The following is a 25,648-nucleotide window of genomic DNA, read 5'->3' as shown; positions in this document are numbered from 1 at the left end:
AACAATCGAACCTATAAATGGACCATTAAAACGAGCTATTAATGTACCCTCGTTTCAAGAACGCTATGAAGCCATGCGACGTGAAATTTTAGAAAATCCACGCGTACAAGAATTTCTAGCACGTCATGCAGATGAATTAAGCTACGATAATATCGAACGAAATTTACCTAAGCTCCATGAATTTATTAGTCAATCTACGGAATGCTGTGGTTGTGATAACACAGAACATTGTACAAACTATTTAAAAGGCTTCCTTCCTACTTTAAGGGTAGTTCGGAATACAGTTGAAATGGATTATGTACGCTGTGAGCAAAAAATTAGAGAAGAAGAGCGTCGGGATGTCGCGAATATGATTGCTAGTATGCATATGCCGAAAGATGTGCTTCAAGCAACGATTCACGATTTAAGTATTGATGATGAGTCTCGAGTGATGATTGCCCAAAAAGCAGCGCAATTTGTTAAAGCGACAAAAGAATCAGGTCATTTACCTTCAAAAGGTTTTTACTTATACGGTAAATTCGGCGTAGGGAAGTCTTTTGTACTTGGTGCACTTGCCAATGAATTAGCGTCTACTAAAATACGTTCAGTTGTTGTTTTCGTGCCAGAATTTTTACGGGAAATGAAAAATGCTATTGGCGATAATACATTGAATGAAAAAATAGATTATATTAAAAAGGCTCCTGTTTTAATGCTCGATGATTTAGGGGCAGAAACAATGACCGCATGGACAAGGGATGAAATTTTAGGAACTATTTTCCATTATCGAATGGCTGAGCAATTGCCAACGTTTATTACATCTAATTTTAATTATGGAGAATTAGAGCACCATTTAGCCCAATCGCAAAAAGGTGATATTGAGGTTGTCAAGGCGGGCCGTATAATGGAGCGTATTAAAGCCTTAACAGAGCCAATTGAAATGCGTGGCAATAACCGTAGGATGTAACATTGGTAGTTGCATTTTTCGACAATCGAGCGTATACTGACTCATATACTAAATATCAATATGCATTGATGAGGACATGAATTTTGTGTATCAGCTTCTAGAGAGGGAAGTCAACGGCTGAAAGCTTCCTAGTATGAACGCATCATTTACTACCTACTGAGCAGCGAAAGGGATAATCTTTCGCCGGTCCCTAGCCCGTTAGCTAGCCTTGAGCTTCGTCTGACTTAATAAGTCGGAAGGAAGAAGGGTGGAACCACGAGCATACGCTTCGTCCCTTTCGTGAGGGACGGGGCTTTTTTTATTTTGTGGAGAGACCTCGCCCAATTCGAGGGGAAGAGCGCTCATAGAAGCAGCCGTATCACTTGATTTATTAGTCAACATTTCATCAATCATTATGTATTCAACCATAACAAAGGAGTGCAACGAATATGTCAGAAATGATTAAATTAACTTTCCCAGATGGCGCTGTAAAGGAATTTGTAAAAGGTACATCAACAGATGACGTAGCCTTATCAATCAGCCCTGGCTTACGAAAAAAAGCTTACGCAGGTAAAATTAATGGTGTATTAGTAGATTTAAAAACACCTATCGAAGAAGATGCTGCCATTGCCATTATCACACAAGATGATGCAGAAGCACTTGAAATTTTACGTCACTCAACAGCCCACTTAACTGCACAGGCAATTAAACGTTTATTCCCTGATGTAAAACTTGGTATTGGACCTGTTATCGATGGTGGGTTCTACTACGATATTGATTCTCCTACACCAATCACTGCCGAAGATCTACCAGCAATTGAAAAGGAAATGAAAAAAATTATTGCTGAAAATCTAGAGGTAGAACGTAAAAATGTAAGTCGTGCGGAAGCACAAACGATGTATGAAGAAATTGGCGATGAATATAAACTAGAATTACTAGAAGCAATCCCTGCAGATGAGCAAGTGTCCATTTATTATCAAGGGGAATTTTTCGATCTTTGCCGTGGTATTCACGTACCATCTACTGGTAAACTTCGCGAATTCAAGCTGTTATCATTAGCAGGTGCCTATTGGAGAGGAAACTCTGATAACAAAATGCTCCAACGTATTTATGGTACGGCTTTCTTCAAAAAAGAAGAATTAAAACATCACCTACAAATGCTAGAAGAAGCAAAAGAACGTGATCACCGTAAAATCGGGAAGGAATTAGAGCTATTTACAACTTCTCAAAAAGTCGGCCAAGGTTTACCACTTTGGTTACCAAATGGTGCAACAATTCGTCGTGTTATTGAGCGTTATATCGTCGATAAAGAATTATCTCTTGGGTATAAGCATGTTTATACACCTGTATTAGGTTCAAAAGAGCTTTACCAAACTTCAGGTCACTGGGATCATTACCAAGATTCTATTTTCCCACCAATGGAAATGGACAACGAGACATTAATTATGCGTCCAATGAACTGTCCTCACCATATGATGGTTTACAAAAATAGCATGCATTCTTACCGTAGTTTACCATTACGCATTGCAGAGCTTGGTACAATGCACCGCTATGAAATGTCAGGAGCAGTTTCTGGCCTACAGCGTGTACGTGGAATGACTTTAAACGATGCACATATCTTTGTTCGCCCAGACCAAATTAAAGCAGAGTTCCAAAAAGTAGTGCAGTTAATCTTAGAGGTGTATAAAGATTTCGATTTAAATGATTATTCATTCCGTTTATCGTATCGCGACCCTGCAGATACTGAAAAATACTTCAATGATGATGCTATGTGGGAAAAAGCACAAAGCATGTTAAAAGAAGCAATGGATGAGCTTGGCTTAGATTACTTCGAGGCAGAAGGTGAAGCAGCATTCTATGGCCCTAAACTGGATGTGCAAGTAAAAACAGCGATTGGTAAAGAAGAAACTTTATCAACTGTTCAGCTAGACTTCTTATTACCAGAACGTTTCGATTTAAGTTACGTTGGAGAAGATGGCAAACCACATCGTCCAGTCGTAATTCACCGCGGCGTTGTCTCAACAATGGAACGTTTCGTTGCCTTCTTAATTGAAGAGTATAAAGGTGCATTCCCAACTTGGTTAGCTCCAGTGCAAGTAGAGGTCATTCCAGTATCGAATGAAGCTCACTTCGATTATGCAAAACAAATTGAAGAGCAATTAACGGCAGCGGGCTTACGTGTGGAAATGGATGATCGTGAAGAAAAATTAGGCTATAAAATCCGTGAAGCACAAATGAAAAAGATTCCGTATATGCTTGTCATTGGTGATAAAGAAGTTGAAGCTAATGGTGTAAATGTTCGCCGTTATGGCTCTAAAGATTCCGAAACAATTAGCTTTGAGAATTTCCTAGCAGCTATAAAAGCGGAAATTACAAAATAATCTTTCCTAAAAAATCTCACTTGCATAAGTGAGGTTTTTTGTATAAAATGAATCTTGCTGTTGTATAAATTATTTAAGATTAGGTCAATCTAGGTATGATAAGAAAATTAGTGTTTGACAGCTTATCATATACATGCTAATATAATTAAGGTTAATGAATACAAAGTTTGTGGTTGAAGTAGAGGCTGCCCGCTTCTCACCTGATACAACGCTTTAAAGGCTGTGAACAGGTATGACACGTTGAATTGTTTTGCGTAAACTTGCGCATGCACATATAGCGGGCGGACATCTTCAAAATGTCCGTCCTTTTTTTATGGACATGACAAGAGGATGTACCGTTCAACCGGGCAAGGCTTTGCCCAAACCATGTATTCGCGACAACTACTTGGAGGTGGATTACTATTAGCAAAGACATGTATGTAAACGAAGGCATTCGCGCACGTGAACTTCGATTAATCGATCACAATGGTGACCAGCTTGGTGTAAAGACACGTAATGAAGCGCTAGAAATCGCCACTCGTGTAAACTTGGATCTTGTCCTTGTGGCCCCTCAAGCCAAGCCGCCAGTCGCTCGTATCATGGACTATGGTAAATTTAAGTTTGAACAGCAAAAGAAAGACCGTGAAATTCGTAAAAATCAAAAGGTCATCGTAATGAAAGAGGTTCGTCTGAGCCCATCAATCGATGAACATGATTTCCAAACGAAGCTACGTAATGCGATTAAATTCCTTGAAAAAGGCGATAAAGTAAAATGTAGCCTACGTTTCAAAGGTCGTGCGATTACACACAAAGATATTGGTCAACGTGTGTTAGATCGTTTTGCTGAAGCTTGTGCTGAAGTATCAACGGTAGAACAAAAACCGAAGATGGAAGGCCGAAGCATGTTCTTAGTTCTTCAACCAAAGAACGAGAAATAATATTAGACGAACAGTTTAGGAGGAATTCGACATGCCAAAAATGAAAACTCACCGTGGAGCTGCGAAACGTTTCAAAAAAACGGGTTCAGGTAAATTAAAATATGACCGTGCTTATGGAAGCCACTTATTCGCAAACAAATCTACGAAACAAAAACGTCACCTACGTAAAGCAAACATCGTTTCATCTGGTGACTTCAAACGCATCAAATCTCTACTTGTTTACATGAAATAATTGACTACAAAAATACTAACATTCATTTTTTAATGAAAAGCAGGAGGTAATTCATATGCCACGCGTAAAAGGCGGAACAGTGACGCGCAAACGTCGTAAAAAAGTATTAAAATTAGCTAAAGGTTACTACGGTTCAAAACATACATTATATAAAGTTGCTAACCAAGCAGTAATGAAGTCAGGTCAATATGCATACCGTGACCGTCGTCAGAAAAAACGTGATTTCCGTAAATTATGGATCACTCGTATTAACGCAGCTGCTCGTATGAACGGTCTTTCTTACAGCCGTTTAATGCACGGTTTAAAAGTTGCTGGTATCGAAGTTAACCGTAAAATGTTAGCTGACCTTGCTGTAACTGATGCTGCTGCATTCACTCAATTAGCAGACGCTGCTAAAAAAGCTGTAGCTAAATAATATTTGACTCAGTTAAATATTGTTTCTTCACCGAAAGCGGATGCGACAGGTGTAAAAAAGACTGATGGATTTTTCCATCAGTCTTTTTTGTGTTAGATTAATAATATACGTTTGTTAATAAAGGAGTAGAGAATGGGACAAGCATTATTAGCTTATATGAGTATTATATCGATTGTGTTACTTATTTTAATGGGTATGGACAAATCGCGTGCTAAAAAGCATGAATGGCGTATTGCAGAGCGTACTTTGTTTACACTAGCCATCGTAGGAGGAGCAGTGGGCGGGGTGCTTGGCATGTATTTATTCCGTCATAAAACACGCCATAATAGTTTTGCATTTGGATTTCCTCTACTTGCAGCCATCCAAATTTTTATTATCGTACAGCTTTGGTTATAAATGAAAACATTTTAAAACACATCCTCATCAAGAGGATGTGTTACGCATAAGCTGTTCAATGGGCTGCTTCCAATTGATTTTTGCACTTGGATAATTCAATAGAATTTCTTGCTGTAAATATTCAAAGTCGCCTTTTGTAAAGCCCTGCAAAGTTGCGGTATCACGTGCGCCAACAAAAATAGTGACAACCTCGAAAGCATCCTCAGTTGTACCTAAATATTTTTCACCTTCAAAAAGAGCACCCTTATAGGAAATAAAGAAATTTTTCCGGACATTTTTAACGTCATCATAAAAGTAGTATTGGCCTTTTTCATAGGCTTCATCAAGTTTGCGTTTAGGATCAGTTATATAACGAATCGCTTTATAAAATACATAAATAATAAGCGCAATTACAGCAAGTCGAATTAGTAACGGCAACATGTTTAAATTTCCCCCTTGAAGAAAGGTTATTCTTTCCTATACGATTAGGGAGGTCAAATAGTTTCACTTTTATTTAAATATTTTTTAGAAATTTAGGAGAAAAAAATGAATATACAACAATTGTTTATGATGCAAAAAGAGCTGGATGATTTTATTGAGCAAACTCAAAATATTCAGCAGGATGTATTTCAAGAAAAAGGACTAGCATTAATGGTAGAGCTAGCTGAGCTAGCCAATGAAACGCGCTGCTTTAAATTTTGGAGCACAAAAGGGCCTTCAGCACGAGAAGTCATTTTAGAAGAATATGTAGATTCTATTCATTTTATCCTTTCCTTGGGCTTATTAAGGAACTATACAACAATCGAAAAATGGCCAGTGATAGAAGAACAGAGACATTTAACAGCAATATTTTTAGAGACACAAGGTGCTATTTTAGCATTTATCCAACAACCGACAGAGGATCGATATCTAGCAATTTGGCAATGCTATGGTTTACTTGCGTACAATCTTGGTTTTACCTTCGAAGATGTAGTTCGTGCGTATATTGAAAAAAACGAAGAAAATTATAATCGTCAACGGACAGGATATTAAATAATTAAGAAATACACCAATTTTCAGACGATTAAGCTAGGAATATTTCGGTAAACGAAGTATAATAAAATAGATACAAGACGTAGGAGGCAAAAGGATGACACAACTAGATCCAACATTACAAATGTTTAAAGATTTAACAGATGCAAATGGTATTGCAGGCAATGAACGTGCACCGCGTGAGGTCATGAAAAAATATATTGCACCCTATGCAGATACTGTAGAAACAGATAACTTAGGTAGTGTAATTGCTAAAAAAGTAGGCGATGAAAACGGTCCTAAAATCGTCGTGGCAGGACATTTAGATGAAGTAGGCTTCATGGTTACACAAATTGATGACAAAGGCTTTATCAAATTCCAAACAGTTGGTGGCTGGTGGAGCCAAGTTATGTTGGCACAGCGCGTTACGATTACGACACGTAAAGGCGATGAAGTAATTGGGGTTATCGGTTCAAAACCACCTCATATTTTACCTGCTGATGTGCGCAATAAAGTAGTAGACATTAAAGATATGTTTATTGATATTGGTGCCGCTTCTAAAGATGAAGTGCTTGAGTGGGGCGTACGTCCTGGTGATATGGTAACACCATATTTCGAATTTAATGTGATGAAAAATGAAAAATATCTATTAGCAAAAGCTTGGGATAATCGCATTGGTTGTGCCATTGCTATTGATGTAATGAAAGCTTTACAAAATGAAAAACATCCTAATATTCTTTATTCAGTAGGAAATGTGCAAGAAGAAGTTGGACTTCGTGGAGCTAAAACGGCAACACATAAAATCCAACCGGATATTGGATTTGCAGTTGATGTAGGTGTAGCGGGAGATACTCCAGGAGTAACAGCTAAAGAATCAACTAGTAAAATGGGTGCGGGCCCTCAAATCGTTGTCTATGATGCATCTATGGTGTCACACCGTGGCTTACGTGAATTCGTATTAGACGTAGCAGACGAGAACAATATTCCATACCAATTTGAAGCAATGGCTGGCGGTGGTACAGATGCAGGCTCTATCCACGTAACTGCAAATGGCGTACCAGCACTATCCATCGGTATTGCAACACGCTACATCCATTCACATGCAGGTATCCTACATCGTGATGATTATGATAATGCCGTTAAATTAATGGTGGAAGTCATTAAAAAATTAGACCGTGATGCAGTCAATAAAATTACATTCGATTAATTGAATGGAAAAAACTAAATAGAATTACATGTGGTTTGCCTTCTAACTAAATGTTAGGAGGCTTTTTTGTTGGTTAAAAAAGGAATCGCAACGATTTAACATAATAGTTATGAATATTAATCATAAGTACATGTTATGAGCACGATGAAAATGAAACGAAAATACTATATTTAAAAATTATTTTTATATGGTATAATTTCCTATAAAAGGAGTGGATTAATTTGGGAATTCAAAAAACAATCAAGTTTTTATTAGGTTTATCTATTAGTTTATGCCTTCTAACTTATCCAAGTATTTCATTTGCTGAAACACTTGATACGAATAGTTCTAGTGATATTGATATGGGTATAGCAAACTTGAATTACAACAACAGGGAAATATTAGCAGTGAATGGTGACAGGGTGGATAGCTTTGTTCCTAAAGAAGGTGTTAGCTCAAATGATAAATTTATAGTGGTGGAGCGTAACAAGAAATCACTAACAACTTCTCCAGTGGATATATCAATTATTGATTCTATGGCGAATCGTACATATCCAGGAGCATTACAACTTGCCAACCAAGCTTTTGTAGACAATCAACCTAGCTTATTGGTGGCTAAAAGAAAACCACTAAATATTAGCATTGATTTACCTGGCATGAAAAGGGAAAATACTTTAACTGTGGATAATCCGACATATGGAAATGTATCTGGTGCAGTGGATGAGTTAGTGTCTACTTGGAGTGAGAAGTATTCCACAACACATACTTTGCCTGCAAGACTACAATATTCAGAATCTATGGTTTATAGCAAATCTCAAATAGCAAGCGCTTTGAATGTAAACGCCCAAGTTCTCGACAATTCACTGGGAATTGACTTTAATGCGATTGCGAATGGAGAGAAAAAAGTGATGGTTGCGGCATACAAACAAATTTTTTATACCGTAAGTGCTGAATTGCCTAACAATCCATCAGATCTTTTCGATGATAGCGTTAATTTTGCAGAGTTAACTCGTAAAGGAGTAAGCAATGATGCCCCTCCTGTTATGGTGTCGAATGTAGCCTATGGGAGAACAATTTATGTGAAATTAGAAACAAGCTCAAAGAGTAAGGATGTACAAGCTGCTTTTAAAGCATTACTGAAGAATGCTAATACGAATGTAGAAACTAGTGCACAATACAAGGATATTTTTGAGGAAAGTTCCTTTACGGCTGTAGTATTAGGCGGAGATTCACAAAAGCATAATCAAATTGTTTCAAAGGACTTTAATGATATTCGAGAAGTAATTAAAGATAATGGAGAATTTAGTCTTAAAAATCCAGCTTATCCGATCTCCTATACAAGCGTTTTCTTAAAGGATCATTCAATTGCTGCTGTTCATAATAATACAGATTATATCGAGACGACAGCTACGGAATATTCTAAAGGAAAGATCATCCTCGATCATTATGGTGCATACGTTGCTCAATTTGAAGTAGCTTGGGACGAATTCTCGTACGATGAAAATGGAAATGAAGTATTAACCCATAAAGCTTGGGATGGCAATTGGAAGGACAAAACCGCTCATTTCTCTACAGTCATACCGCTTCCGGCTAATTCAAAAAATATAAGAATTTATGCAAGAGAATGTACAGGTCTTGCATGGGAATGGTGGAGAACGGTTATTGATGAATATAATGTCCCAATGTCTAATGAAATCAAAGTCTCCATTGGAGGAACTACATTATACCCATCAGGTAGTATCGAGTAAGTAGCAATATAGACAGGTAATAACATGTATAAAGAAATTTTACCTCCTAACAAATTATTGTTAGGAGGTTTTTAACGTTTTCAAATTCTTTTCATAACGGCTTTCCCTTTTCTTTCTTTATTCTTAACGCTCTTTCTCAAGTGAATCTCTACAAAGAATTCAATAGAAAAAATTGTCGATATGCATAAATATTCAAGTTGACGAATTTTAGTCACATTTAATATTTCTTCAATAAAATTATAAAAATTCAGTTGATTTTATATTTATGCATGTTATACTGATTTCAACAGCAATGATACAAGGAGCGAAGGCCATGAAATTACTCGAAGAAGTACAGCTAAAGTTAGTTTCTAGTTTAAAGGGAAAAGACCTATTAACTTTGCTAAACTATACAAGTCAAGAAGTTGAAGAACTTATTGAATTAGCAACACAGCTTAAAATGATTACCAAAGACGGGAAATGCCCAAGATTATTAGAAGGCAAAACACTTGGTATGATTTTTGAAAAACATTCAACGCGTACTCGTATTTCATTTGAAGTAGGTATGAATCAGCTAGGCGGAAAAAGTATGTTTATGCATGCGCGTGATTTACAAATAGGTCGTGGTGAATCCATTTACGATACAGCACATGTCTTATCAGGCTATTTAGATGGCATTATGATTCGAGCAAATTCCCATGCAATGGTGAAGGAACTAGCAGAGCATGCAGCTATTCCTGTTATCAATGGATTAACAGATATTTATCATCCATGCCAAGCTTTAGCAGATCTAGAAACAATTGCAGAGAACAAAGGTTATTTAAAGGGGCTTAAAATAGCCTATGTGGGAGATGGCAACAATGTAGCGCATTCTTTAATAGTTGCTTCAGCACATGTAGGGATGAATGTAGCTGTGGCGACACCAGTGGGCTATGAGTGTGATGCGGAAGTTATCGCTAAGGCACAAGCAATCGCTGCGGCAAATGGCAGCACAATTCTGGTGACACATGACCCTGTGGAGGCAGTATTAAATGCAGATGTTGTTTATGCAGATGTTTGGACATCAATGGGCCAAGAGGAAGAAGCAGCAAAACGTTTGCAAGATTTTGCAGATTACCAAATTAATGATGAGCTTGTAGCGTATGCAAAACCGAACTACATGTTCCTGCACTGCTTGCCAGCACATCGTGAGGAAGAAGTGGCAACATCAGTTATTGATGGCCCTCATTCTTATATTTTTGAGCAAGCTGAGAACCGACTTCATGCACAGAAAGCAGTTCTTGCATCGATTCTAGCGTAAAATGTGACCATTACTTTTCGGGGCGAGAAGTACAATAAATAGAGTTTACATGGGCAACAGAGGGTGTCTATGTGAATAACATACAAGTGGCTGACAGACAGAGGGATGTTCACCACGCGCGATGCTTGTTGTCAAGATGGATGGCTACATCGCTACATAGTTAAGTAACCTGGGAGACGCTGGGTTACTTTTTTCTATTGTATCGAGGGATATAGGACTAAAAACTAAGTTTTCCTATAAATTATAGAGAATATAAAGAATTCTTTATATAATAGAGTAAATAAGGAGTGAAGGGATGGAATTCACATGAATATAGATCATATCGAGGCTTTTTTATATGTTGTCCATTATAAGAGTACGCATAAGGCAGCCAACGTCTTGTTTCTTTCTCAACCGACTGTGACTGCACGCATCAAATCATTGGAGCGGGAGCTAGGGGTTGAGTTATTTTATCGAGAGGGACGAAGTGTAACCTTATCAGATAAAGGTAAAGATTTTTTACCTTTTGCGACTCAAATCGTACAAACATTTCAGCAAGGAAAGAAGCAATTGGAAAAGACACAGGAAACAGATGATGTATGTATTGGTGCAAATGGCGTTACAGCCCAATATTTTTTAGCGTATGCGTTGCCTAAATGGAAAGAACGGTTTCCTAATTTGCGTTTTCAATTGGTGACAGGTTCAACAGCTACTCTATTAGAGAAATTAGAGAGTCACCAAATTCATGTAGCTTTTATTCAGTATGTGCACAGAGAGGGGATATTCAACGAGTTATTATTAAATAATGCGGTGAAGCTTGTGAAGCATTGTGAACATCCATTACCACAATATGAATGCATCGAAGCGAAAGAATTGGCACAACAGGAAATGGTGTTTTTTGAGTGTGGAGCGTTTGATTGGAACTATGTGCATAAAATGTTCGAGGTAGAGGGTGTAGCAGCCAATATAGAGGTTCGAACCGACCATTTAGAGGTCGCTAAGGCTTTCATTCGCACAAAAAAATACATTAGCTTTTTACCACAGCTTTGTGTCAAAAATGAACTTGAAAGCGGCGAATTTATTGAAGTAGATATTAAGCATTTACTGGATATAAATCAACATATCTTCCTAACTTATAAAAATAAAGATACATTGACTTCAGCTTTTTGGGAGACAATTTGCCAGACAGCGAAGGATTTTGAAAGGGTACAAATGGTGAAGTGATAAAATTTTTTATATAAACGCTAAATTTTTTCTATTACTGAAGCTATTGCAAATTGTCTGAATGAACTGTAATATCATTCTCAATCCAAATTTATTTATGAGTAATCGTAAATAAATATTTTTTTAACACAAAAACATACTTAACCACTATGTTTAGTAAAAAATAAAAATGAGGAGGAATGGATATGGCTAGACAAGACAAAATTCGTTTTGGAGCAATTATTCACGGGGTAGGTGGTAATATTTCAAGTTGGCGTCATCCCAAGGTAGCGAGCAATCAAAGTGTCAACCTACCTTTTTATATTCAACAGGCACAAAAGGCAGAGGAAGGGAAATTTGACGTTGCTTTTATTGCGGATGGCTTATTTATTAATGAAAAATCGATTCCTCATTTTTTAAATCGTTTTGAGCCTATTACGATATTATCAGCATTGGCTGTAGCAACTAACAATATTGGGTTAGTTGGAACGGTATCGACTTCCTATAGCGAACCATTCACAGTGGCACGCCAGTTTGCTTCTTTAGATCATATTAGTGCAGGGCGTGCAGGCTGGAATGTTGTCACTACTCCTTTAGAAAGTACAGCTTTGAACTACAATAAAACGATTGAACAACATCCTAGTCATGCAGAACGCTATCAAATCGCTGAAGAATATTTAGAGGTTGTCAAAGGTTTATGGGATTCCTGGGAAGATGATGCCTTTATTGCAGATATCGAAAACGACCAATTTTTTGATCCAGAAAAATTGCACACGCTACATCATAAAGGGCAGTATTTTTCAGTCCAAGGTCCACTTAATATTGGACGAACAAAGCAAGGTCAGCCAGTTATATTCCAGGCTGGGGCATCTGATGCTGGGATTCGGTTGGCTGCCAAGGATGCAGATGCCATTTTTACACATGGAGCATCTATTGAAGAATCTCAAAAATTTTATAAAAGAGTAAAAGCAGAGATTGCAGCATTTGAGCGAAATCCAGATGAGGTAAAGATTTTTCCCGGTATTTCCCCAATCATTGGCGATACAGTGGAGGAAGCAGAGGCAAAATACCAGGAAATTGTTGAATTAGTTTCCATTGACCGTGCTTTGGCTTATCTTGGACGTTATTTTGATCATCATGATTTTACACAATATGATGTGGACGCACTGTTTCCTGAGCTAGGTGATATTGGAGCCAATAGCTTTAGAAGTACGACTGATTATATTAAACGCTATGCTAAGCAGGAGGGACTTACATTACGTCAGGTTGCTTTACGAGAGGCAACTCCTAAAACAGCATTTTTTGGAACGGCAGAGCAGGTGGCAGATCTTGTACAGGAATGGTTTGAGCAGGAGGCAGCAGATGGCTTCATAATTGGTGTAACGGTACCAGGTGCCTTAGAGGATTTTGTTGATAAAGTAGTACCGATTTTACAAGCTAGAGGACTTTATCGAGAAGACTATGAAGCAGATACATTACGTGGGAATTTAGGTTTACCATTTAAAGAAAGCCGGTATATCAAACGTCTGTCTAAAAACCTAGTAAATTTATTTGAATAAGTGAAATTAAGGAGGCTGTGTATGAGTTATACATTAGGCATATTAGATCAAAGTCCAATTATTGATGGAGCTACCAATGAGCAAACCTTACAAAAAACGGTCGCATTGGCACAGAAAGCAGAACAGTTAGGCTACTCTCGTTTTTGGGTTTCGGAGCATCATCATACGGATGCACTGGCAGGGTCATCTCCAGAAGTATTAGTGTCCTATTTACTTGCAAAAACCGCGTCTATTCGCATTGGGTCTGGTGGAGTCATGCTTCAGCATTACAGTCCATACAAAGTAGCTGAAAATTTTCATGTTCTTGCATCATTAGAGCCGGGGCGCGTTGATTTAGGCATTGGGAAGGCACCAGGTGGTTTACCGCTTTCTACAAAAGCTTTACAATATGGCACGCTCAATCAAGGAGAGGACTTTGAGGAAAGACTAACATTTTTACAGCAATTAATTGAACAAAACGTACCTACGAATCATAATCTCCATGGCGTGCAAGCAACACCCATTCCGAAAGTAAAGCCGTCTCTATTCTTATTAGGGGCAAGTCCGCAAAGTGCAGAACTTGCAGGGAAACTTGGTATTGCATTTGTCTTTGCCCGATTTATTAATAGCGACAATGAATTATTGGCACAGTCGTCTAGCATTTATCGTGAACATCATCCAAATGGTCACTTTGCTGTCTCGATTGCAGCCGTTGCAGCACCGACAAATAAAGAGGCAAAAGGCTTGATTGAAGAGCAAAAAATTATAAAAGTCCATTTAGCAAGCGGTAGAACATTGACTTTACAATCAGTAGAGCTAGCAGAAAAATTTGGGCAGGAATCTGGAGAGGCATATACGGTCAAACAATATGATGCGGATATCGTTTATGGGTCGCCAGAAGAAATTAAAAATCTACTGGATCATTTTCACGTGCAATATGAAATAGATGAATTCATTTTACACACGCCTGTACGAAAGGAATTTGAACGGCAACGCTCCTTTGAGCTTTTAAGTCCTGTTCATTTAAAGCTACAGCAACAAGTAACGGTAAGCTAAGGAGGAAAATTAATGACAGTGACAAGAGATATTATTGTTTGGTCAAAGCAGGGATGTAGCTATTGTGATGATATAAAAGCGTATTTATATGAACAGCATATGACCTATAAAACAGTCGATGTAACTAATAATGATACATTTAGAGACATTCTTGACTTAAAATATGGCGTTCGTTATGTGCCGATTGTGGAAATTGGCTCGAGTGAAAGTGGTGTCTATAGAGCCATAAAAGAAATTGGATTAGAGCATGTAAAGAATGCACTTGCCGTGGGCTTACCCTCACATATATAGAAAAAGGAGAGGGAAATATATGAAAAAAATATTGTTTTTGCTGTTACTTTTACTGATGACGCTATTAACAGCATGTGCGAGTTCGGAAAAATCGGACGGAGGTTCAAATGAACAAAAAACAGCACAGGGTGGGAAAGATGTCCAAAAAATTATTGTCGGTACAGGTACACAATTTCCAAATATTTGTTTTATAGATGAAAAAGGAAACTTAACCGGCTATGATGTAGAACTAGTTCGAGCAATCGACGAAAAGCTACCTGAATATGAATTCGAATTGAAAACAATGGAATTTTCAAATTTATTACTAAGTTTAGAAACAAGAAAAATAGATTTTATTGCCCATCAAATGGAAGTTAATAGTGAACGAGAAGAAAAGTTTTTATTTAATAAAGAACCCTATAATGTTTTCCCATTAAAGGTGACCGTTAATGAAAAGAATAATGAGATTCAATCTATTGAAGATTTGAAAGGAAAGAATGTGAGCGTTTCGCCAACAAGTAACTCCGCTGTCTTTATTGAAAAATATAATAAGGACCATCATTTAGGCGCAAATATCGTTTATTCTTCAGGTTCAGTCGATGTGAATAATCAACTGGCAAGTGGCCGTATTGATGCCATTATTACGACACCCTTTGCGGTGAAATACTATAACGAAAGCAATGAGGCACAGCAAAAGGTCGTTGGGGATGCATTATTAAATTCGAAGGTTTATTTCTTATTAAATAAGGATGAAGTGAAGTTACAAGAGCGTTTAGATGATGCCATTGTTGAGCTAAAGAAAGAGGGAGTGATTAGCGATCTAAGTAAGAAATGGTTAGGAGATGATTACACAGTAGACTTCTAACAATCAGGAAAGGAAGAAAGAAGTATGGATAATAATTTTGATTTCGTACTTATTGCGAAAGTACTTCCGACATTGCTTCAGTATTTACCAGTAACAGCTGAAATACTAGTGTTCTCCATACTTTTTGGTATGGTGCTTGGAATTATGCTAGCTATACCAAAGCTTCTAAACGTAGCAGGATTAAAGCAACTTATTACAATTTATATTTCATTTATTCGTGGCACACCCATTTTAGTGCAGTTGTTTTTAGTATTTTATGGTGTACCAGCACTCCTCAAGCTCATTCATATTGATGTTACTCGAATGGATGCGATGTATTTTGTCATTATTACGTATACTTTGAGCAATGCGGCAGCCTTTGCTGAAATATTTCGTGCAGCCATATTAACTGTTGACCGCGGGCAAATGGAGGCAGCCTATTCCGTAGGCTTAAGCGGTCCTCAGGCTTTTCTACGAATTGTTTTCCCACAAGCAATCCGCGTTGCTTTTCCAAATATAGCGAACACAATGATTAGTTCGTTAAAAGATACATCACTCGCTTTTTCCATAGGTGTAATGGATATGGTTGGGCGTGGAGAAACTTTAATCGCGTCCACAACTCGGGCATTTGAAATATATGTGGCATTATCGATCGTTTACTTTGCGATTGTCATAATTCTTGAAAAAATATTCAAATTCAATGAACGTTATTTCAACCGCTATATGCCAAAAGAAGTTGCCACTCATTAGGGGGAAGTGCTATGACCATTGATATTGCATTTGTGTTAGTGGCATTACGAGAAATTAGTAGAGTAATACCGCTAACTCTATTCATGACATTTACACCTGTTTTATTAGGCATTGTAATAGGAATACTTATAGTCTTTGTGCGGATAAAACAAATAAAATTTTTGACACCCTTCTTAAATTTTTATGTTTCCTTTTTCAGAGGCACACCTATTATCATGCATATCATGCTTGTTTATTTTGGATTACCCATGCTTGTGGATGTTGTGGCCAATACTTTCCACTTATCATTTCAATCCAGCTCCATTCCAATATTATTTTTTGTCATACTTGCACTAACATTCAGTGCAGGTGCTTATGCATCGGAAATTATTCGTTCTGGTATTTTAAGTGTACCGAAAGGGCAATTGGAAGCGGCGTATGCAATAGGTTTAACCTTTACACAAGCAATGCGACGTTATATTTTACCCCAAGCATTTGGTAAGTCCATTCCTAATTTTACGAATGTCTTTATTGGTTTTTTACATGCTACATCATTAGCCTTTTTTCTGTCGATTAAAGAATTGACAGGAGTGGCGAACATTGTTGCTTCTGTGAACTTGAAGTTTTTAGAGGCTTTCATTGCGGTTGGTATCATTTATTGGGGGATTTCAATTATTACAGAATGGATCTCACATCGTATTGAAAAAAGAGTAACGGCCTATAGTAAAAGTGGCCTATAGTAGAAAGGGGATAATATATGACAATAGCGGAAATTGTTATTGAACATTTACAAGAGGAAGATTATGCAAATTATCTTGAGGTTCTAGTAGAAAGCTATGGGCAATATGAAAAGGATTATAAGGACCCAGAGAACTGGGCTTCGTATTTAAATGATATTCGAGCATCCGTTGGCAATCCAAACGCCGAAACGATACTAGTTGCAAAGCGAGGGGATGAGATTTTAGGTGGACTACAATTATTTACCGATGCGGAGAAAGCATATGGGCTGCCTGAGCTTAATATTCAATCGACCATCGTGCGTTTATTGGGGGTCCATCCAAAAGGGAGAGGGCAGGGAGTGGCCAAGAAATTATTACAGGAAAGCTTTTCCTTTGCAAGAAAGAGACAGGATCAAGCCCTATATTTGCATTCAGGAGATATTATGCAGGCTGCCATTAATCTTTATTTATCATTAGGTTTTGTAAGAGATGAGTCGAAGGAATTTTATAAGGGAGATATATTAGTAAAGAGCTTCCGCTATGATTTATAAATAAAAACCGCTGATTATTGGAATCAGCGGTTTCTTATGGCTAGAGGGAGAAAATTTTCCCTGGATTCATGATGTTAAGGGGGTCAAGTGCTATCTTAATACTTTTCATGACAGCAAGGGAGCTACCATGTTCAGTAGCCTGATATTTCATCTTGCCAATTCCAACACCGTGTTCTCCTGTACATGTGCCTCCACGAAGTAGTGCATATTGAACGATGTGCTCGTTGAAGCGATCGGCTTTTGCCTGCTCCTCCGCATCATCGGGATTTAACATTAACAGTGCATGGAAGTTACCGTCTCCTACATGCCCGACAATTCCTCCTGCTAGTCCAACAGTATTTAGTTGCTCCCTAGCATATAAAATAGTTTCTGCAAGCATGGAAATAGGAACACAAACATCTGTCGACATAAGCTTTTTACCAGGATGAGCATGCATATAAGCATAGGCCAATGAATGGCGTGCTTCCCAAAGCTTATTACGTCCAGCATTATCGTGTTCAAACTCAACAGATAGGCAATGAAGGTCCTCAAAAATTTCTGTAGCAAATGCTATGTCTGCATGCATACCTGCTTCATTTCCATGGAACTCTAAAAAGAGTGTCGGCTTTTCGCTAAAGGCAGTGTCATTATAAATATTGGCTTGCTGAATGGAGGCCTCATCGACCAATTCCACCCGACCAACTGATATTCCTGTTTGTAATAATGCTGTGACGGAACTGACAGCATCACCGACTGTATTAAAGACAGCCCGCCCTGCGGTCACAAATTCAGGTATTCCATATACTTTCAGTGTAAGCTCTGTAAAGCAACCAAGCGTACCTTCTGAGCCAACGAATAAACCGTTTAAATGATAGCCAGATGAGGACTTCGCTGCCAAATTTCCTGTATGGATGACAGAGCCGTCTGCCAGTACTACTTCTAAATCGCGAACTTGATCGCGCATCACACCGTAGCGAACCGCAGTAGTGCCGCTAGCATTAGTAGCTGCCATACCACCTAGTGTGGCATCAGCACCAGGGTCCACTGTAAATTGTAGCCCATGCTTTTTTAATTCTTTATTCAATTGTGAACGTGTGACGCCTGGCTGTACTTTTACAAGAAGGTCTTCAGGTCTAACTTCTAAAATAGCATTCATTTCAGAGAAATCGATTGAAATACCATTTGCTATGGGAATTGCATTTCCTTCAAGACTTGAGCCAACACCGAATGGTACAACTGGAACACGTTGTGCATGCGCGACTTTTAAGATGGCACTGACATCAGCGGTGGAACGGGGAAAAACAACGATATCAGGTAAGCTCATCGGATGATGGGATTCATCCTTACCATGTAGCTGTCGTACCGTTTCGTTTGTTGACACTTGTTCTTCTAATAATACCTGTTTGAGTTGATTGACAATAAATTCTACTGCAACAGTCATTCCAATCCCTCCAAATTTTCTGATAAGTAAAACATTATCATGCATTTATTGGAAATGGAATGCATTGCTTATAAAAAATCAGTTTGCAAATGCTTTTTCTAACTTTTGAACGAATGCTTCCTGTTCAGTGGAGCTTGATTGCTTCCACCATTTTTCGAAAAATACCCCAAGTCCTGGCAGTAAATGCTCTTCTCCACGGCTAATGGCATCTTCAACAATGTCTTTAATTTCTGCTGCAGATTGACCGTGTACATTGGCTGTAATCGCATCTCTAATTTGAAAATTCATCTATTTCGCCTCCTTACTAGTAATTTGTCCAAGTATCGTTTTAATATGTACGAAATGCCAAAGAAAATATATCAAATTTACAAAAATAAGCTGTAATTATGATGAATACTGAGAGGAATTTGAACCATATTAAGCGATCAAATGATAAAAGTGAACATTCGATTTCGAGAAATAACCGGTTTAAGATAATGTCACCTAGGAATATTAGACTGTGCATAGTCGATAGGAAGAGACAAGTGACCATTCGTAACGATCGAAAGCTCACAACTACCCAATCATTTGAGGAAGTCTTGGAAAGCGTGCAACCGATGATTAGCTCTATTCTTACAAGTTTGAGAATTTATAAAGATTATGATTATTATCGTCAAGTAGCGGCTATTGCTGTTTGGAAGGCATGGCTAAAGGCAGATCCAACAAAAGGACAATTATCTGGTTATATTTATTCCACAATAAAAGGAGAACTATTAAATGAATTAATAAAGGAAAAAAACTATGTAGAGAAAATAGCAACAGTGGATGATGAAACCCTTGATTTTCTTCGTCATGAGTTTGAGCGGGAGGAATATAACTATCCACAAAGTTCCAACTTTCTATAAGGTTTGATGTGCCAGTTTAAACAGGAAGAAAGGAGCATTTTATACTTATATTATGTAGAAAATCTCAGTGATCAAGACATCGCTAATATACTAGGTTTTTCAGTAGAAGCCAGTAAAAAAAGAAGGCAAAGAATCATTAAGAAGATAAGAAATAAGGATTTTGAAGTGAGAAAAAAGCAATAATATATCAAAAGTATGCTAATATTGTAATAAAATGAATATTAGCATACTTCACTTGAATGCATACAAATTACGATAAAAGTGTTATGATTTGTAAGTAGTCAAAGAAAAATACAATTTTACATAAATTATTCAATTATGATAGTTAAAAATACCTAGCGATTTTTTTACATAGTAGTATGGAGGGTTTGTGTTGGGCAAATGGTTTAATCAGATCGATAAAAAAGAGGTTTGGTACATGGTATTACCATTACTGCTGGTCATACCATTATTAAGTTTTAGCAATCAAATATATGGTGTTTTTCAAGGTGAAATTTATACAAATTTAAAATTGATTATACAAGTATTAATTATTGTATTTACGATGGCAATTGCCATACAATCGTATTTAGTTTTTTCCCACTTACTATCAAATCAAACTTTATACATAGGAAATGTGTTTTTTATATTAGCATTACTTGAATTAGTCAGTTTATTTTTTACCCATAATCATTCCATCAGATGGGCCTTTATGGAGGATACTTTACATATATTAATACGTTTTTACTTATCACTCGGCTTTTTATTCATTATTTTATACCCTAAAAAACAATTAACAATGAAGCATCGAATTCTTAGTTATAGCGGTTCTGTACTTTTTGTTATAGCAAGTATTCTCCTTGTATATATCTCACCAAAATTATTGCCATTGCAATGGATAGATCATCTTGATAATATCGTACACCTATTTTCTATTGTTCTTCAACTAATAACGATTAACATTATTAGTAGGTTTTTTAAGAAAATGCCAAAGCGTTCCATGTGGCTCATCAGTGCAGCTATCTCGCTCATTGTAAGTGATACGTTTTTTATTATAAGCCAAGATACGCATGCGATATGGGATTTCTCCGCCCTTATCTATCAATTTTTAGCGTTTTACTTTTTCCTAAAGGCGATTTATTATACATCTGTTGAAAAACCATTTCAACAACTGTTAAAAATAAAGAAGGATCTTGAACAATCACAACGGGAGCTACAATTCCAAGCCTATCATGACGATATTACACTATTACCAAATGAGCACTTTTTACTTAAAACATTAAAAGAAAAATTACATGAAAATGGACATCAAAAGGCGATTATTGCCATTGAAATTGATCGGTTTGCAGCCATTCGTTCTTCCATAGGGATCAGTCATTCTAATAAAATGATGAAGCTAGTGGCAGAACGTATACAAACGATCCTACCACCGCATTATTTTGCCACCAAACTACAAGAGGGCCAATTTGTCATTTATATTAACCATGTAAAGACAATTGAAGAGCTATTACAATTTTGTTTGAATTTAAAAAGTGCCATGAAAAAACCTTTACAAGTACAATTATTTTCGTTAAATGGCAATTTAAATATGGGAATTGCCTTACAGGAGGAAAAGTGGACGGGTGAAGAGCTATTGATGCATGCTCAATTAGCCATGCGAGAGTCTAGACAAATACCGCAAAGATTTCTTTTCTATAAGCCATACATGTCTAAAGGAATAGCAGATCGTATATTGTTAGAGCAAGATTTACATAATGCGTTAGCCAATAACGAATTTTATTTAGATTATCAACCACAGGTAAATTTAAGGAGTGGTGCGATTGAGTCAGTTGAAGCATTAGTGCGCTGGCGACATCCAAATCGAGGATTTGTGTCACCTGAAATATTTATTCCGATTGCAGAAGAATGTGGTCTCATTATTCCTCTTGGCAAATGGATATTAGAAACAGCCTGTCAGCAAGCGAAACAATGGGAAGAACAAGGATTACCTCCAATCAAAGTGGCTGTGAATCTTTCACTTGGACAATTATTTCAACAGGATTTAGTTGAAATGGTGGGTGATATATTACAGCGTTCGAAATTGGATGCTCATCATTTGCAATTAGAAATTACGGAAAGTATGACAATGAATATTGATCAAATGACACAGCTACTGCATGAATTAAAGGCGCTCGGTATTCAAATAGCAGTCGATGATTTTGGCACAGGATATTCATCTTTATCCTATTTAAAGGATTTTCCCATTGATTGTCTAAAAATTGACCGTACTTTTGTGAGAAATGTTCAGCATAATCCAAATGATGAGGCTCTTGTGTCAATGATTATTTCAATGGCGAAGCATTTACGCTTGAAGGTTGTGGCGGAGGGCATCGAAGAGGTTGAGCAGCTGTCGTTTCTAATGGAAGGTGGATGTGATTATATTCAAGGTTATTTATTTAGTAGACCGATTTCACCTCAGCAAATTTCGGAAACTTTTCATGATTTGCACCACCATGTAGATGAAGTCTTAACGCAGCTTCAATATAAAGAACATTATAGTATGTAAAGCAATGCAAAGAACCTGCTTAGGTAAAAATGAAGCAGGTTCTTTCCTTTCTAGTGAACGAGATATTCTTCCTTAAGTTCGGATATATCCACATCTGAACTTTCCCCTAAAGAACGACGCAGGAGAACAGTCGCTGTTTTCTCATCAGCATGGATTTTATCGATCCAAACGGAAACGCCATTATAGCTCACTTCATATTCTAACGGTGAGGCGACAATTTCATGTGCACGTTGAAAATCCAACTGAAGCCCCCCTTATTTTTGCTTCTTGTTGTGCTGTTTTTGCGTTACTGTATTTATCAGCTCCATGAACTCTTGAGAAAATTCCTCACTAACCTTATTAGGGGCGATTTTCTGGTTTTTTGGCGTTTGAGGTAATGAACCTTTATTGTTACTTTGACCTTGTTTATTGTCTCTTCCCATGTGAGTTGCTCCTTTCAAATTGGTATATCTTAATATGGCTCTGAAATGAGCTTTTTATCATGGGAAAAAATCGGGAAATGTAGCATATCTTTATTAGTTGCGTGCACAATAAAAAAATCAAGGTTTTTTTATAGAAAAATTTTCATTTAAAAGTACCCAATTTTGTGGGAATGGGAAACCTAAAGCCCAATAACTAATTCCTCGAAGATTATATTGTTTGACCATGTCAAATTTAGCTTGTGCACTTCTCGCATCCTCAAACCATACCTCATGATTTCTTCCTTGTTCATCGACATAACGATAAAATGGGGATTGCGCTGTTTGGTCATATTGGATGGTGGCACCATATTTAATGGCTCGATTAAGAGCCTCCTGTGGACTAAATGTCTCGGCTTCTTGACCTTTGACATGAGGTAATAACCAATCACGGGCATAGAGCTCAAAGCCTAATAAAATTTTATCCGCAGGTATTTCTGTAAGTGCATATTCAACAACTCTTCTCATCTCATTAATAGGAGAAATGGCTTGAGGAGATCCAAAACGATATCCCCATTCATATGTCATCAAAACTACAAAATCTGCTATTCGACCATGTGCCTCGTAATCATGTGCTTCATATAACGTTCCAACTTGTGTTGCACTGGTTTTAGGTGCCAGTGCAGTTGATACGAGATAACCCTTTGGATGTAGCATATCCACTGCTAATTGGATAAATGCATTGTAATTTTCTCGATCAGCAGGCAAAACATTTTCAAAATCAATATTCAAAACTTGATAGCCCTTCTCTTGCATCACCTGTAAAACATTATTCATCACTTTGACACGTAACTCTTCATTGGACAAGACAACATGTGCCAAATTAGAGCCTTCTTCTGTTGAAGTAAAATTAGTGAGGGTTAGCATAGGAATGATGTTTTTAGCCTGTGCAGCTGCTATCATTTTTTCATCATTTATAGGCTGTAATGTACCGTCTTCCTTCATCTTGTAAGCAAAAGGACTAAAATAAGTAAGTAGATGACTAACAGCATTAATGGAATCAATTGCTTCCTCAGATGGCTGGTAAGAATAGGCATTTACTTCGATAAGTGGTAATTTTCTTGGGATGATTAGTTGGGCACCAACATAAATCATATTGGGATTGTTAATATGATTTGCAGCAATAATTGCTTGGATGGTCGTATCATAATTTTGAGCTATGTGCCATAAAGTTTCACCAGGCTGCACAATATGAACGACTGGTGGAATAATTAATTTAGTGCCAGGTGTTAACATATCAGGGTTCGTTAGATGATTGTCTGCAATGATTGCTTGTAGCGGAACGCCGAATTGTTGGGCAATCGACCATAAGGTATCTCCGCCTTTCACGGTATAAGTGGTATACGATGAAGGGATAACAAGTGATTGTCCGATGGCTAATTGATCTGGTGTAGCTAACGCATTTAACAGGGTAATAGATTGCATAGATACCCCATAACGATTGGCTATATGCCAAAGCGTTTCCCCAGCACTTACTACATGGATAATCATAGAACACCTCCTAAATGATAGTTCATTACTGCATCATATGATTCAAATGATGAAATGAGTATTTTATAAGTGATATACAAAAGCTTAAGGCTTCAAATTCTTTCCCTAGGATATCTAGCATAGGATATGACATAAATTAGGTGGTATGGGGAAGGGGTTTGAGGTGAAGAAAGCGAAACTTACAGGTAGAATCGTTACTCCTGAAGATCCGAATTATGAACAAGCGCGGACGAATAATAATTTAAATAATTCCAAATATCCGAGTTTAATTGTATTTTGTCAAAGAACAAAAGATGTGGTCAATGCCTTAAAATGGGCAAGGGAAAACAGTGAACCTTTCAGGGTTCGCAGTGGCCGGCATAGCTATGAAAATTTTTCATTAGTAAATAAGGGACTTGTGATTGATATAAGTGACATGAATAATATGACGATTAATCTCCAAGACATGTCGGCCAAAATCGAGGCTGGTGCCAATTTAGGGAAGGTATACAGAGAATTATGGGAAAAAGGTGTAACAATACCTGCTGGTACAGAAAGTAGCGTTGGCGTAGTTGGCTTAACCCTTGGGGGAGGGATTGGCATGCTGTCACGACTTTTTGGGCTAACTTGTGATAATCTCCTTGAAATAGAGATAGTGATTGCAAGTGGGGAGGATGGGCCCAAGAAGATCCAAGCAAATAGGCAACACAATAATGACCTTTTTTGGGCCAGTTGTGGTGGCGGTGGTGGCAATTTCGGTATTGTCACTTCATTCACATTCAAGCTCCATGCTATCAGTGAAGTTTCGCTCTTTTCCATCACATGGGGATGGAGCGATTTTGAGCTTGCTTTTGATACATGGCAAAAATGGGCTCCATTTACTGATAGGCGTCTGACATCACAAATTGAATTAAAGACGAAGGAAGTTGGGGAGATCGTATCTCAAGGAGAATTTGTGGGTTCCGCAGCGGAATTAAAAAAACTTCTTCGACCGTTAAGAAAGGCAGGTTCACCAATAAATATAGGGATAAAGGAAGTACCCTATATCAAGGCTGTAGAATTTTTTGATCTACCAAGTGGTAATCAACCAGTGCTCTATAAAAGATCAGGCTCCTTTATTGAGAGACCGCTTCCTTTTGAGGCCATTAAGAGAATGAAGGATTTTTTAACGCATGCTCCTAACCCTAATACGACAATTTGGCAGCAATCCTTAAGAGGAGCCGTCAGTGAAATTGCGCCCAATCACACAGCCTATTTCTACCGAAATGCAATAATGGCTCAAGAATACAATACCTCTTGGAAAAAACCAGACGAAGAAAGGCAAAATATAAAATGGGTGGAGGACATACGGAGGGCTTTATCGCCATATACCACAGGCGATTATGTTAATTTCCCAGATCGATTTATTCAAGATTGGCCAACAGCCTATTATGGTCGTAATTTTAGAAGGTTGAGAGAAGTGAAAACAAAATATGATCCATTTAATGTATTTCAATTTCCACAAAGTATTCCGCCTATTAGCAAATGGTTATAGTCT

The 25,648-nt window shown here is 37.5% G+C and carries 28 protein-coding genes; 22 read left to right on the top strand and 6 right to left on the bottom strand.

The genetic code is table 11. The annotated features are described in order from the left end of the window. Positions 1 to 13 precede the first annotated feature (13 nt). The 6 genes from dnaI (at position 14) to AC07YC_RS10970 (ending at position 5,263) form a co-directional block, all read left to right on the top strand. Entirely contained in the window at positions 14 to 943 is a 930-nt protein-coding gene (gene dnaI / locus AC07YC_RS10995) for a primosomal protein DnaI (protein ID WP_494919468.1), read from the top strand. 428 nt (positions 944 to 1,371) lie between these two features. Then, positions 1,372 to 3,303 (top strand): threonine--tRNA ligase, encoded by a 1,932-nt coding sequence (thrS, locus tag AC07YC_RS10990; RefSeq protein ID WP_494919370.1) that lies wholly within the window; start codon positions 1,372 to 1,374, stop codon positions 3,301 to 3,303. 413 nt (positions 3,304 to 3,716) lie between these two features. After that, on the top strand, positions 3,717 to 4,220 hold the full coding sequence (gene infC, locus AC07YC_RS10985) for a translation initiation factor IF-3 (RefSeq protein WP_025114499.1): 504 nt from the start codon (positions 3,717 to 3,719) through the stop codon (positions 4,218 to 4,220). Between the two features lie 31 nt (positions 4,221 to 4,251). Continuing rightward, positions 4,252 to 4,452, top strand: a complete 201-nt coding sequence (gene rpmI / locus AC07YC_RS10980; RefSeq protein WP_004226312.1) for a 50S ribosomal protein L35 — start codon at positions 4,252 to 4,254, stop codon at positions 4,450 to 4,452. Positions 4,453 to 4,507: 55 nt separating this feature from the next. Continuing rightward, entirely contained in the window at positions 4,508 to 4,867 is a 360-nt protein-coding gene (rplT, locus tag AC07YC_RS10975) for a 50S ribosomal protein L20 (RefSeq protein ID WP_004226314.1), read from the top strand. Positions 4,868 to 4,999: 132 nt separating this feature from the next. Beyond that, on the top strand, positions 5,000 to 5,263 hold the full coding sequence (locus AC07YC_RS10970) for a DUF1294 domain-containing protein (RefSeq protein WP_025114501.1): 264 nt from the start codon (positions 5,000 to 5,002) through the stop codon (positions 5,261 to 5,263). Positions 5,264 to 5,290: 27 nt separating this feature from the next. Here AC07YC_RS10970 and AC07YC_RS10965 read toward each other — a convergent pair whose 3' ends face one another. Continuing rightward, entirely contained in the window at positions 5,291 to 5,683 is a 393-nt protein-coding gene (locus tag AC07YC_RS10965) for a hypothetical protein (RefSeq protein WP_008179260.1), read from the bottom strand. Between the two features lie 105 nt (positions 5,684 to 5,788). On the opposite strand from AC07YC_RS10965, the gene AC07YC_RS10960 reads away from it, so the two are divergent. From AC07YC_RS10960 to AC07YC_RS10905, 12 genes are all read left to right on the top strand, one after another. Continuing rightward, the gene (locus tag AC07YC_RS10960) at positions 5,789 to 6,274 is read left to right on the top strand and encodes a dUTP diphosphatase (RefSeq protein ID WP_336635421.1); all 486 of its coding nucleotides are present in this window, start codon (positions 5,789 to 5,791) and stop codon (positions 6,272 to 6,274) included. Between the two features lie 97 nt (positions 6,275 to 6,371). After that, positions 6,372 to 7,460: a M42 family metallopeptidase gene (locus AC07YC_RS10955; RefSeq protein WP_008179256.1), complete on the top strand. Its 1,089-nt coding sequence runs from the start codon at positions 6,372 to 6,374 to the stop codon at positions 7,458 to 7,460. A gap of 221 nt (positions 7,461 to 7,681) precedes the next feature. Next, the gene (locus AC07YC_RS10950) at positions 7,682 to 9,187 is read left to right on the top strand and encodes a thiol-activated cytolysin family protein (RefSeq protein WP_494919366.1); all 1,506 of its coding nucleotides are present in this window, start codon (positions 7,682 to 7,684) and stop codon (positions 9,185 to 9,187) included. Between the two features lie 313 nt (positions 9,188 to 9,500). After that, on the top strand, positions 9,501 to 10,466 hold the full coding sequence (gene argF / locus AC07YC_RS10945) for an ornithine carbamoyltransferase (protein ID WP_494919364.1): 966 nt from the start codon (positions 9,501 to 9,503) through the stop codon (positions 10,464 to 10,466). A gap of 306 nt (positions 10,467 to 10,772) precedes the next feature. Beyond that, positions 10,773 to 11,669 (top strand): LysR family transcriptional regulator, encoded by an 897-nt coding sequence (locus tag AC07YC_RS10940; protein ID WP_336635424.1) that lies wholly within the window; start codon positions 10,773 to 10,775, stop codon positions 11,667 to 11,669. 185 nt (positions 11,670 to 11,854) lie between these two features. Next, positions 11,855 to 13,207, top strand: coding sequence for an LLM class flavin-dependent oxidoreductase (locus tag AC07YC_RS10935; protein ID WP_494919363.1), 1,353 nt, complete (start codon positions 11,855 to 11,857; stop codon positions 13,205 to 13,207). Between the two features lie 21 nt (positions 13,208 to 13,228). Then, complete coding sequence (locus AC07YC_RS10930) at positions 13,229 to 14,242, top strand: LLM class flavin-dependent oxidoreductase (protein WP_494919362.1); 1,014 nt, start codon at positions 13,229 to 13,231, stop codon at positions 14,240 to 14,242. 12 nt (positions 14,243 to 14,254) lie between these two features. Then, positions 14,255 to 14,533: a glutaredoxin family protein gene (locus AC07YC_RS10925; protein WP_494919360.1), complete on the top strand. Its 279-nt coding sequence runs from the start codon at positions 14,255 to 14,257 to the stop codon at positions 14,531 to 14,533. A gap of 19 nt (positions 14,534 to 14,552) precedes the next feature. After that, positions 14,553 to 15,377 carry a transporter substrate-binding domain-containing protein gene (locus AC07YC_RS10920; RefSeq protein ID WP_494919359.1) on the top strand — a complete coding sequence of 275 codons (825 nt, stop codon included), beginning with the start codon at positions 14,553 to 14,555 and terminating at the stop codon, positions 15,375 to 15,377. Between the two features lie 24 nt (positions 15,378 to 15,401). Then, positions 15,402 to 16,106 carry an amino acid ABC transporter permease gene (locus tag AC07YC_RS10915; protein ID WP_336635429.1) on the top strand — a complete coding sequence of 235 codons (705 nt, stop codon included), beginning with the start codon at positions 15,402 to 15,404 and terminating at the stop codon, positions 16,104 to 16,106. Positions 16,107 to 16,117: 11 nt separating this feature from the next. Next, a complete protein-coding gene (locus AC07YC_RS10910) occupies positions 16,118 to 16,825 on the top strand; it encodes an amino acid ABC transporter permease (RefSeq protein WP_494919358.1) in 708 nt (235 codons plus the stop codon). A 17-nt stretch (positions 16,826 to 16,842) separates the two neighbouring features. Then, complete coding sequence (locus tag AC07YC_RS10905) at positions 16,843 to 17,355, top strand: GNAT family N-acetyltransferase (RefSeq protein ID WP_025114512.1); 513 nt, start codon at positions 16,843 to 16,845, stop codon at positions 17,353 to 17,355. 40 nt (positions 17,356 to 17,395) lie between these two features. Here AC07YC_RS10905 and AC07YC_RS10900 read toward each other — a convergent pair whose 3' ends face one another. Both AC07YC_RS10900 and sspI read right to left on the bottom strand, forming a co-directional pair. Beyond that, positions 17,396 to 18,775, bottom strand: a complete 1,380-nt coding sequence (locus AC07YC_RS10900; RefSeq protein WP_494919356.1) for an FAD-binding oxidoreductase — start codon at positions 18,773 to 18,775, stop codon at positions 17,396 to 17,398. Between the two features lie 78 nt (positions 18,776 to 18,853). Then, complete coding sequence (gene sspI / locus AC07YC_RS10895) at positions 18,854 to 19,063, bottom strand: small acid-soluble spore protein SspI (protein WP_008179231.1); 210 nt, start codon at positions 19,061 to 19,063, stop codon at positions 18,854 to 18,856. Between the two features lie 236 nt (positions 19,064 to 19,299). On the opposite strand from sspI, the gene AC07YC_RS10890 reads away from it, so the two are divergent. The 3 genes from AC07YC_RS10890 to AC07YC_RS10880 all read left to right on the top strand — a co-directional run bounded on the left by AC07YC_RS10890 (position 19,300) and on the right by AC07YC_RS10880 (position 22,183). Beyond that, complete coding sequence (locus AC07YC_RS10890; protein WP_494919354.1) at positions 19,300 to 19,659, top strand: sigma factor; 360 nt, start codon at positions 19,300 to 19,302, stop codon at positions 19,657 to 19,659. Between the two features lie 6 nt (positions 19,660 to 19,665). Further along, positions 19,666 to 19,842: an RNA polymerase sigma factor gene (locus AC07YC_RS10885; RefSeq protein ID WP_494919467.1), complete on the top strand. Its 177-nt coding sequence runs from the start codon at positions 19,666 to 19,668 to the stop codon at positions 19,840 to 19,842. A 190-nt stretch (positions 19,843 to 20,032) separates the two neighbouring features. After that, positions 20,033 to 22,183, top strand: coding sequence for a bifunctional diguanylate cyclase/phosphodiesterase (locus AC07YC_RS10880; RefSeq protein WP_494919352.1), 2,151 nt, complete (start codon positions 20,033 to 20,035; stop codon positions 22,181 to 22,183). A 50-nt stretch (positions 22,184 to 22,233) separates the two neighbouring features. On the opposite strand, the gene AC07YC_RS10875 is transcribed toward AC07YC_RS10880, so the two are convergent. The 3 genes from AC07YC_RS10875 to AC07YC_RS10865 form a co-directional block, all read right to left on the bottom strand. Continuing rightward, on the bottom strand, positions 22,234 to 22,425 hold the full coding sequence (locus AC07YC_RS10875; RefSeq protein WP_089985723.1) for an H-type small acid-soluble spore protein: 192 nt from the start codon (positions 22,423 to 22,425) through the stop codon (positions 22,234 to 22,236). Between the two features lie 12 nt (positions 22,426 to 22,437). Then, a complete protein-coding gene (locus AC07YC_RS10870; RefSeq protein WP_336635434.1) occupies positions 22,438 to 22,605 on the bottom strand; it encodes a YfhD family protein in 168 nt (55 codons plus the stop codon). 117 nt (positions 22,606 to 22,722) lie between these two features. Further along, positions 22,723 to 24,132, bottom strand: coding sequence for a glycoside hydrolase family 18 protein (locus AC07YC_RS10865; protein WP_494919350.1), 1,410 nt, complete (start codon positions 24,130 to 24,132; stop codon positions 22,723 to 22,725). 163 nt (positions 24,133 to 24,295) lie between these two features. Between AC07YC_RS10865 and AC07YC_RS10860 the strand changes: the two genes are divergently transcribed. Continuing rightward, positions 24,296 to 25,645, top strand: coding sequence for an FAD-binding oxidoreductase (locus tag AC07YC_RS10860; RefSeq protein WP_494919349.1), 1,350 nt, complete (start codon positions 24,296 to 24,298; stop codon positions 25,643 to 25,645). Positions 25,646 to 25,648: the final 3 nt, after the last annotated feature.

The organism is Lysinibacillus sp. GW247-5R2A (assembly GCF_059424475.1).
Note: the sequence above shows the minus strand (reverse complement) of the source record. Positions and strands in the feature narration are given on the sequence as shown.

Bases quoted from the DNA above. Each gene is read 5' to 3' on its own strand.
- thrS (WP_494919370.1), top strand. From the start codon at position 1,372: ATGTCAGAAATGATTAAATTAACTTTCCCAGATGGCGCTGTAAAGGAA.
- infC (WP_025114499.1), top strand. From the start codon at position 3,717: ATGTATGTAAACGAAGGCATTCGCGCACGTGAACTTCGATTAATCGAT.
- rpmI (WP_004226312.1), top strand. From the start codon at position 4,252: ATGCCAAAAATGAAAACTCACCGTGGAGCTGCGAAACGTTTCAAAAAA.
- rplT (WP_004226314.1), top strand. From the start codon at position 4,508: ATGCCACGCGTAAAAGGCGGAACAGTGACGCGCAAACGTCGTAAAAAA.
- AC07YC_RS10970 (WP_025114501.1), top strand. From the start codon at position 5,000: ATGGGACAAGCATTATTAGCTTATATGAGTATTATATCGATTGTGTTA.
- AC07YC_RS10965 (WP_008179260.1), bottom strand. From the start codon at position 5,683: ATGTTGCCGTTACTAATTCGACTTGCTGTAATTGCGCTTATTATTTAT.
- AC07YC_RS10960 (WP_336635421.1), top strand. From the start codon at position 5,789: ATGAATATACAACAATTGTTTATGATGCAAAAAGAGCTGGATGATTTT.
- AC07YC_RS10955 (WP_008179256.1), top strand. From the start codon at position 6,372: ATGACACAACTAGATCCAACATTACAAATGTTTAAAGATTTAACAGAT.
- argF (WP_494919364.1), top strand. From the start codon at position 9,501: ATGAAATTACTCGAAGAAGTACAGCTAAAGTTAGTTTCTAGTTTAAAG.
- AC07YC_RS10940 (WP_336635424.1), top strand. From the start codon at position 10,773: ATGAATATAGATCATATCGAGGCTTTTTTATATGTTGTCCATTATAAG.
- AC07YC_RS10935 (WP_494919363.1), top strand. From the start codon at position 11,855: ATGGCTAGACAAGACAAAATTCGTTTTGGAGCAATTATTCACGGGGTA.
- AC07YC_RS10930 (WP_494919362.1), top strand. From the start codon at position 13,229: ATGAGTTATACATTAGGCATATTAGATCAAAGTCCAATTATTGATGGA.
- AC07YC_RS10925 (WP_494919360.1), top strand. From the start codon at position 14,255: ATGACAGTGACAAGAGATATTATTGTTTGGTCAAAGCAGGGATGTAGC.
- AC07YC_RS10920 (WP_494919359.1), top strand. From the start codon at position 14,553: ATGAAAAAAATATTGTTTTTGCTGTTACTTTTACTGATGACGCTATTA.
- AC07YC_RS10915 (WP_336635429.1), top strand. From the start codon at position 15,402: ATGGATAATAATTTTGATTTCGTACTTATTGCGAAAGTACTTCCGACA.
- AC07YC_RS10910 (WP_494919358.1), top strand. From the start codon at position 16,118: ATGACCATTGATATTGCATTTGTGTTAGTGGCATTACGAGAAATTAGT.
- AC07YC_RS10905 (WP_025114512.1), top strand. From the start codon at position 16,843: ATGACAATAGCGGAAATTGTTATTGAACATTTACAAGAGGAAGATTAT.
- AC07YC_RS10900 (WP_494919356.1), bottom strand. From the start codon at position 18,775: ATGACTGTTGCAGTAGAATTTATTGTCAATCAACTCAAACAGGTATTA.
- sspI (WP_008179231.1), bottom strand. From the start codon at position 19,063: ATGAATTTTCAAATTAGAGATGCGATTACAGCCAATGTACACGGTCAA.
- AC07YC_RS10885 (WP_494919467.1), top strand. From the start codon at position 19,666: ATGTGCCAGTTTAAACAGGAAGAAAGGAGCATTTTATACTTATATTAT.
- AC07YC_RS10870 (WP_336635434.1), bottom strand. From the start codon at position 22,605: ATGGGAAGAGACAATAAACAAGGTCAAAGTAACAATAAAGGTTCATTA.
- AC07YC_RS10865 (WP_494919350.1), bottom strand. From the start codon at position 24,132: ATGATTATCCATGTAGTAAGTGCTGGGGAAACGCTTTGGCATATAGCC.